At 64.0% G+C, this 3867-nt stretch carries 2 protein-coding genes and 1 pseudogene; all 3 read left to right on the top strand.

Annotation, left to right across the window (positions count from 1 at the left end; translation table 11 throughout):
* Positions 1-392, top strand: a pseudogene (locus HMPREF9440_RS11770) (oxygen-independent coproporphyrinogen III oxidase); the annotation flags it as partial.
* Positions 393-616: 224 nt separating this feature from the next.
* Complete coding sequence (alaS, locus tag HMPREF9440_RS00905) at positions 617-3241, top strand: alanine--tRNA ligase (RefSeq protein ID WP_008540589.1); 2625 nt, start codon at positions 617-619, stop codon at positions 3239-3241.
* On the top strand, positions 3241-3507 hold the full coding sequence (locus HMPREF9440_RS00900; protein WP_008540587.1) for a sulfurtransferase TusA family protein: 267 nt from the start codon (positions 3241-3243) through the stop codon (positions 3505-3507). The genes alaS and HMPREF9440_RS00900 overlap by 1 nt, the downstream gene beginning before the upstream one ends.
* Positions 3508-3867 lie beyond the last annotated feature (360 nt).

Genomic DNA, 3867 nt, shown 5'->3' with positions numbered 1-3867 from the left:
GGATCTCGAAGATCGGCCCGCACTACGCCTGCAACCCGCGCGAGCTCGAAGACTGGTACGACGCCGTGAGGAACGGCCGCCTTGCGACCAACCGCGGCTACACGCTCAACGCCGACGACGAAATGCGCCGCTACGTCATCATGACGATCATGTGCAATTTCGAACTCAAAAAGGCCGACGTCGAAGCCCGCTTCGGCGTGAATTTCGACGAGACCTTCGCGTACGAGCTCGGCAAGATGAAGCCCTACGTGAAGCACGAATTGGTCGAGCTCTACCCCGACCGCCTCGTCGTGAGCCCCAAGGGCAAGATCTTCGTGCGCGCCGTCGCGATGCACTTCGACCGGTACCTGCGCGAATCCGACCGCGCGGGCGGCTACAGCCGCATCGCGTAAACGCCCAGGCACCCACCCGGCGCTCCGCCTCCAAGGCCGGAGCGCCTTTTCGTTTCCACGGGCGGCCCCGAGAGGCCGCATCCGCCCCGTTTCGACGCGGTTTTCCCGAGAAGTCCGGCCCCCTCGCGTTGTAAAATGCAGGGTTTCGCGGCATCGTCCGCTTCGGACCCGGGGCTTAAGGCCCGCAGGCCTGATCCCCTTTCCAACCAAATTCTTGAAGACCCATGAAAGTCGCTGACATTCGACAGACCTTCCTCAAGTTCTACGAGAGCAAGGGCCACACGATCGTGCACTCGAGCCCGGTCGTTCCCGGGAACGATCCGACGCTTCTCTTCACGAACGCCGGGATGAACCAGTTCAAGGACGTGTTCCTCGGCTTCGACAAGCGTCCCTACACCCGCGCCACCACCTCGCAGAAGTGCATCCGCGCGGGCGGCAAGCACAACGACCTCGACAACGTCGGCTACACCGCGCGCCACCACACGTTCTTCGAGATGCTCGGGAACTTCTCCTTCGGCGACTACTTCAAGCACGACGCGATCCACTTCGCGTGGGAGCTTTTGACGAAGCACTTCATGCTACCCGCCGAGAAGCTCTGGGTGACGGTCTACGCCGAGGACGACGAGGCCTACGACATCTGGAACAAGGAAGTGGGCGTCCCGGCCGAGCGGATCGTGCGCATCGGCGACAACAAGGGCGCGCGCTACATGTCCGACAACTTCTGGATGATGGGCGACACGGGGCCGTGCGGCCCCTGCTCGGAAATCTTCTACGACCACGGCGAATCCGTGCAGGGCGGCCCTCCGGGGAGCCCTGAAGAGGACGGCGACCGCTACATCGAGATCTGGAACCTCGTCTTCATGCAGTTCTACCGTGACGAAAAGGGCGTGATGCACAAGCTGCCGAAGCCCTCGATCGACACGGGGATGGGTCTGGAGCGCATCGCCGCGGTCCTCCAGGGCGTGCACAACAACTACGACATCGACCTCTTCCAGAACCTCCTCGCCGCCGCCAAGGCCGCGGTCGAAAAGGTGTCGGACGCGCCGGTCGACGCGACGTCGCCCTCCCTCAAGGTCATCGCCGACCACATCCGCGCCTGCACGTTCTCGGTCGCGGACGGCATCGTCCCGGGGAACGAAGGCCGCGCGTACGTCCTTCGCCGCATCTGCCGCCGCGCGATCCGCCACGGCTATAAGTTGGGCGCCCGCGCCCCCTTCTTCTACACGCTCGTCGACGCCGTCGCCCGCGAAATGGGGGACGCCTACCCCGAAGTGAAGGACCCGCGCATCGCGCGCGTCCTCGAAGACGAAGAACGCCGCTTCTTCCAGACGATTTCGAAGGGCATGGAAATCCTCGAAGCCGCCATGGCCGAAACGACGAACGGCGTTTTGGACGGCGAAGTCCTCTTCAAGCTTCACGACACCTACGGCTTCCCCGCCGACCTGACGGCCGACGTCTGCCGCGAACGCGGCCTCGCCGTCGACACGGAAGGGTTCGACCGCGCGATGGAACGCCAGCGCGCCGCCGCCCGCGCGAACGCCAAGTTCAAGATGGCCGCCGGCCTCAAGTACGACGGCGCCGAGACGGTCTTCACGGGGTACGACGCCCTCACCGAAGAAGACGCCGAAGTCCTCGCCCTCTACGTCGACGGGCAGCCCGTCGACTCGGTTGAAGCGGGTTCCGACTGCGTCGTCGTCTTCAACCGCACGCCCTTCTACGCCGAATCCGGCGGCCAGGTGGGCGACCGCGGCGTCGCGAAGAACGCGACCTCGATGCTCGCCGTCCTCGACACCTTCAAGGTGAAGGCCTCCGTCACGGGCTCCGAAGCCCACGTCGAAGAAGGCCGCATCGCGGTGGGCGACCATTTCGCTCTCGCCGTCGACGAAGACCGCCGCGCGGCGACGGTCCGCAACCACTCCGCGACCCACCTCATGCACAAGGCGCTCCGCGCCGTGCTCGGCGAGCACGTCGCGCAGAAGGGCTCCCTCGTCACGCCCGAATCGACCCGCTTCGACTTCTCGCATCCGCAGCCCGTCACGGCCGAGGAAATCGCCGAGATCGAACGCCGCGTCAACGCCGAAATCCTCAAGAACTCGGAAACGCTCTGCCGCGTGATGCCGATCGACGAGGCGAAGACCACCGGCGCCGTCATGCTCTTCGGCGAAAAGTACGGTGAGACCGTCCGCGTCCTCAACATCGGCAATTCGATCGAGTTCTGCGGCGGCACGCACATCGCGCGCACGGGCGACATCGGTTTCTTCAAGATCGTGAGCGAACAGGGCATCGCCGCGGGCGTGCGCCGCATCGAAGCCGTCACCGGCATGGCCGCGGTCGCGCTCGCTCAGGAGAACGCCGCCATGCTCGCCGACTGCGCCCGCCGCTTCAAGGCGCCGGTCGCGGAGCTCCCCGTCAAGATCGACGACGTGATCGCGTCCTTGAAGGCCGTCGAAAAGACGCTCGAACAGATGAAGAGCCAGATGGCTTCGAAGCTGGGCGATACGCTCGTCGACGGCGCGAAGGATGTGAACGGCGTCAAGCTCCTCACCGCCCGCATGGACGGCGCGGACGCGAAGGCCCTGCGCGAAACGATGGACAAGGTGAAGGACAAGCTGGGCTCCGCCCTCGTCGTCCTCGCCTCCGTCACGGACGGGCGCGTGCAGCTCGCTGCCGGCGTCACCCGCGACCTCACCGCCAAGGTGAAGGCGGGCGACCTCGTCAACCACGTCGCCGCGCAGGTGGGCGGCAAGGGCGGCGGCAAGCCCGACATGGCGATGGCGGGCGGCACCGACGCCACCCACCTCGACGCCGCGCTCGCCTCGGTCGAAGCCTGGGCGGCGGAGCGCCTCTGATGAGCGCCGACGCCCCCGGCAAGTCCCCGGAGGTCGTCCTCGACCTCCCGGGGCTCGAGTGCCCCATGCCCGTCCTCAAAGCGAAGAAGGCCTTGTCGGGCATGGCGCCGGGCGCCCTCCTCGAGGTGCGCTCGACCGATCCGCACAGCCATCCCGACCTCGCGGAATTCTGCCGCCAAACCGGACACGTTCTGCTCTCGCAGACGACCTCCGGATCGGGAAATGAGGCAGTTTGGATCTCTCAAATCGAGCGCAAACCCGAATAGACTTCGGCCAAACGCCGCTTGAGATCCTCCGCACCGTGAAAAAACGGACCCTTCGGGGTCCGTTTTTCTTGACGTCGAGAGAATTCCTTCGTTTCGCCTGATTTTTAGGATTTCCGCAACAGCGGACAGTTTTGCCTTCACTTACGCGAACGTACTCCGGTATCGTCGTTCAGCATTCCCTGACACGTCGTCCATTCTGACCGTACGACGTTGAGTGAAAACTATTTTTTCGAAAAATCAAAAACTTATGTTCCGGTCAAAGAAAATGTACAGGTTATCCCTTAAGATCTCGTCTGTATTGATATAAGTCAAAGTTGCAGACGGTGTTGCGCACTCCTGTCCAAATTGAAATGTGGTACA

This window comes from Sutterella parvirubra YIT 11816 (assembly GCF_000250875.1).
GTDB lineage: Bacteria > Pseudomonadota > Gammaproteobacteria > Burkholderiales > Burkholderiaceae_F > Sutterella > Sutterella parvirubra.
Note: the sequence above shows the minus strand (reverse complement) of the source record. Positions and strands in the feature narration are given on the sequence as shown.

What these genes read in the sequence shown, in the direction of transcription:
- alaS (WP_008540589.1), top strand. Translation starts at nt 617, where the DNA reads ATGAAAGTCGCTGACATTCGACAGACCTTCCTCAAGTTCTACGAGAGC.
- HMPREF9440_RS00900 (WP_008540587.1), top strand. Translation starts at nt 3,241, where the DNA reads ATGAGCGCCGACGCCCCCGGCAAGTCCCCGGAGGTCGTCCTCGACCTC.